General features: G+C 30.8%; 2 protein-coding genes and 8 tRNA genes. All 10 read left to right on the forward strand.

Going from position 1 to position 4,406, the window contains the following annotated elements:
* Positions 1-247 precede the first annotated feature (247 nt).
* The 10 genes from ACXYRK_RS04070 to ACXYRK_RS04115 all read left to right on the forward strand — a co-directional run bounded on the left by ACXYRK_RS04070 (position 248) and on the right by ACXYRK_RS04115 (position 4,333).
* Positions 248-324, forward strand: a tRNA-Pro gene (locus ACXYRK_RS04070).
* 4 nt (positions 325-328) lie between these two features.
* Positions 329-405 (forward strand) — tRNA-Ala (locus tag ACXYRK_RS04075).
* A 5-nt stretch (positions 406-410) separates the two neighbouring features.
* Positions 411-487, forward strand: a tRNA-Met gene (locus ACXYRK_RS04080).
* A gap of 22 nt (positions 488-509) precedes the next feature.
* Positions 510-585, forward strand: a tRNA-Ile gene (locus ACXYRK_RS04085).
* A 4-nt stretch (positions 586-589) separates the two neighbouring features.
* Positions 590-682, forward strand: a tRNA-Ser gene (locus tag ACXYRK_RS04090).
* Positions 683-718: 36 nt separating this feature from the next.
* A tRNA-Met gene (locus ACXYRK_RS04095) sits at positions 719-795 on the forward strand.
* 2 nt (positions 796-797) lie between these two features.
* Positions 798-873: transfer RNA gene (locus ACXYRK_RS04100), tRNA-Asp, on the forward strand.
* A gap of 2 nt (positions 874-875) precedes the next feature.
* Positions 876-951: transfer RNA gene (locus tag ACXYRK_RS04105), tRNA-Phe, on the forward strand.
* Positions 952-1,053: 102 nt separating this feature from the next.
* Complete coding sequence (gene ileS, locus ACXYRK_RS04110) at positions 1,054-3,726, forward strand: isoleucine--tRNA ligase (RefSeq protein WP_458618249.1); 2,673 nt, start codon at positions 1,054-1,056, stop codon at positions 3,724-3,726.
* A complete protein-coding gene (locus tag ACXYRK_RS04115; RefSeq protein ID WP_458614643.1) occupies positions 3,719-4,333 on the forward strand; it encodes a signal peptidase II in 615 nt (204 codons plus the stop codon). The genes ileS and ACXYRK_RS04115 overlap by 8 nt, the downstream gene beginning before the upstream one ends.
* The last annotated feature ends 73 nt before the right edge of the window (positions 4,334-4,406 follow it).

Consider the following 4,406-nt stretch of genomic DNA (forward strand, 5'->3'; position numbering starts at 1 on the left):
AATTATAATTACTATTCAGTTTTCAAAGGACTATGCCTAAGGGGCATTTTTTTAATTGAAAACACAAAAAAGAATAAAGAAATTTAATTAACATAAAAATATTTTAATATAGCAAGAATGATAAAATAAAAATCTAAAATTTTATGTTTTTATTTTTACAAAATTATGCTAAAATATATTAGCAATAAATAAGAAAAGTTTTTTTTGATATATATAGTTTTATTGTATAATACTATAGCCAATACACGGAGAAGTAGCTCAGTTTGGTAGAGCACTACATTTGGGCTGTAGTGGTCGCAGGTTCAAATCCTGTCTTCTTCACCATTTCGGGGGGTTAGCTCATTTGGCTAGAGCGCCTGCCTTGCACGCAGGAGGTGGTGGGTTCGAATCCCATACTCTCCACCATTTATGGCACTATAGCTCAGTTGGTTAGAGCATCCGGTTCATACCCGGAAGGTCAAGAGTTCGACTCTCTTTGGTGCTACCAAAAAATCTATAAATTCGGAAATGGACCTATAGCTCAACGGTTAGAGCAACCGGCTCATAACCGGTTGGTTACAGGTTCGAATCCTGTTGGGTCCACCAATATGGGTGATTACCCAAGTCCGGTTGAAGGGAGCAGTCTTGAAAACTGCCAGGGGCTTTACGGCCCGCGGGGGTTCGAATCCCTCATCACCCGCCACCATAACTTAACATAATATGAATTTATAGAACATATCGCGGAATGGAGCAGTTTGGTAGCTCGTCGGGCTCATAACCCGAAGGTCACAGGTTCGAGTCCTGTTTCCGCAACCAATGGTTCAGTGGTAAAGTGGTTAATACGCCTCCCTGTCACGGAGGAGAACGCGGGTTCGATCCCCGTCTGGACCGCCATTGGCTCTGTAGCTCAGTTGGTAGAGCAACAGATTGAAGCTCTGTGTGTCGCTGGTTCGATTCCTGCCGGAGCCACCATCAAAAATTGCTATATTTTATAAACTGCAGTAAATTAGTTTATAAAATATAGCAATTTTTATTTTTTTGCTAAAATATATAGATATAAAAAAGGAGAAAAATATGGACTATAAAAAGACATTAAATATGCCAAAAACTGATTATGAAATGAGAGCTAATTTATTAGTTAAAGAACCAAAATATCGTCAGTTTTGGGAAAGTTCTAAAATTTACCAAAAAGTATTATCAAAAAATAAAAATAACCCAAAGTATATCTTGCACGATGGTCCACCATACGCTAATGGAGGTATTCATGTTGGTCATGCATTAAACAGAGTTTTAAAGGATATTATTGTTAGATATAAATCTTTATCAGGGTTTTATTCACCATTTGTTCTTGGTTGAGATACACATGGTTTACCAATAGAGCATAAAATGCTTACTGAAAGCAAATTAAATAAGGATGAACTTAATCCTGTAATTTTACGTAAAAAAGCAGCTCAATATGCTTTACAACAAGTTAATAACCAACGAAACCAACTTAAATCCTTGCAATTATTTACCGATTATTCAAAATCATATATAACCTTAGATAAACAATATGAGGTTATGCAGCTAAAGGTTTTTAAAAAGATGGTAATGGATGGATTGGTATATAAAGGATTAAAGCCTGTATTTTGATCACCTAGTTCCCAAAGTGCTTTAGCCGAATCTGAGGTAGAATACCAAGATGTAATTTCACCATCAATATATGTTGCTTTTGAAGTTGTAGCAAGTAATTTTGAAAATGTTAAAACTGGTGATAATTTAGTGATTTGGACTACAACTCCATGAACATTATTGGCTAATGCAGCAGTAGCGATTGGATTAGATATTGAATATGCCCGTGTAAAAAATAATGGAAGTTTTTATATTATTGCAATTGATTTATTAACTGTTGTTGCATCAAAATGTGGTTGAGATACATATGATATTGTTTCAGTTTTTAAAGGTTCACAAATTTTAAATTATAATATTGAATATTTAACACCAATTTTGAAGTTTCATGCTCCATTAGTGATTGGGCATCATGTTAGTGTTGAATCAGGATCTGGTTTAGTTCATATTGCTCCGATGTTTGGTGAAGATGACTTTTTAATTGGACAAAAAAATAAGTTACAGATGATTATGCATATTTGTGATAAAGGTTATATTGAAAATACCAATACTGATTTTGATGGGATGTTTTATCAGGATGCAAATAAGAAAATATCAGAATTTTTAGCAAACAAATTATTACACTTTGAAAGATTTAAGCACTCATACCCACATGATTGAAGAACTCATAAACCAATTATCTTTCGTGGGACACCACAATGATTTGTTTCAATTGACAAAATTAGAGAGCAAATTTTAGATCAAATTGAAAATAATGTTACTACTTATCCAGCATGACCAAAAAAACGTTTATATTCAATGATTCAAAATCGTTCTGATTGAACTATTTCACGTCAAAGAAGTTGAGGAGTTCCACTAATTATCTTTTATGATAAGGATGGAAAACCAGTTTTTGATTCAGAATTATTTGATCATGTTATAGATTTAGTAGAAAAATACGGAACTGATATTTGATGAGAAAAATCAACTGAAGAATTATTACCTTTAAAATATCAAAATCAAGGTTTTACTAAGGAAAAAGACATTATGGATGTTTGATTCGATTCAGGTGTTTCAAGTGTAGCTGCTGTAATAGAACCGAATTTACAATCACCATATGATTTATATTTAGAAGGAACCGATCAATATCGTGGTTGATTCAACTCATCAATTATTAATTCAGTTGCATATAAAGGATTAACACCTTATAAAAATCTTATATCACATGGTTTCGTTGTAGATGCTAAGGGAAATAAGATGTCTAAGTCAAAAGGTAATTCAGTTGAACCTTCTGATATTATCAATAAACGTGGTGCAGAGATTTTAAGATTATGAGTTGCAAATTCAGAATATCAAGGTGACATTTCAATAAGTGAAGATATTTTAAATCAAAATACCGAAATATACCGTAAATTAAGAAATACCATTAAATTCTTGCTTGGTAACTTAAATAATTTTGAATATTCTAAAGACATTAAAAGAACCGGAATCCATATGTTTATTTATCAACAACTTCAAGAATTAAAATACAATGTAATTAAAGCATATGACGAATATAAGTTTTTAATGGTTGTAAAACTGCTTTCAAACTATGTTGTTGAGCTTTCTAGCTTCTATTTGTCTGTTACCAAAGATATTTTGTATGTTCGTTCATTAAACGAATCACAACGACTTATGACACTTGCAAATATGTATGAGATAGTCGAATTTCTTATAATAGCGCTTGCTCCGATTTTACCTACCACATCCGAAGAAGCATATGAGTTCTTTGATAAAAAAGATAAATATGAATCAGTATTTTTAGAAAATTTACCAAAACTTTCTGAAATAGCATATGATGCAGCATTAATTACTTCATATAAAGAATTTTTTGAACTACGTGATAAAGTTAATGTGCTAATTGAAAATGCGATTAAAGCTAATTTAGTGAAGCGATCAAATGAATTAGAATTATTTTTACCTAAAACATCTGATTTAATAGCTAAACTTGATTTAAAAACATTATTAATGGTAGGAAAAATAACACAGGGAAGCGAATTAAAAGTTGAAAAATTTGATTCATTAAAATGCTTAAGATGTTGAAATCATTTTGATAAAGAAAATGTTAAAAATAATTTATGTAATCAATGTGAGCAAATTGTAAGAGAGTTTCATGAATAAAAAAATAAAAATATTAAAAAACTACTTATCTGTAAATAAAAAACGTATTTTAATAACTTATATATTTATTTTTGCTTCATTAATAGTTTTTTTATTTATAGATCAAATGACAAAGAATCTATTATTTAATCACGGTTCAATAAAAACTTTGGATCAAAATTTTGAAGTATCTTATAATGGACAAAGATTTCCTGCTGAATCTATATTAAATAGTTACACAGTTTCGCCACTACTTGGGATACGAAGCATCTGACACGGTGGAATTACTTTTGCTAAAACTCGTAATACAACTTTAATTCAAACCATTTCAATCATTTTGTTTATTTTTATTTTAACATATGGATTGTTTTTAGATAAACATAATAAAATACGTGCAATATTTGTAGGAATAATATTGGCAGGTGATTTAGGTAATATGTTAGATCGTTTTATTTTTAGTGGTTATGTTAAAGACATCTTCTTTATACCTTTTTTAAATAGAGATGGCACATTTAATTTTGCTGATTCATTAATTTTCACCGGAATTGCTTTATTGCTTATCGGTAGTTTGATACCAGAGAGCAAAATTAGAGACCTTAAAAGACATAGGGATTTAATAATTCATTAAAACAAGCATATATGCTTGGCTGAATTGCAATTAAAGAAGCTACACTAAATGCAATGATTAAGAAGACAAATAA

The sequence above is a fragment of the Mycoplasma sp. AC1221 genome, from assembly GCF_054353815.1.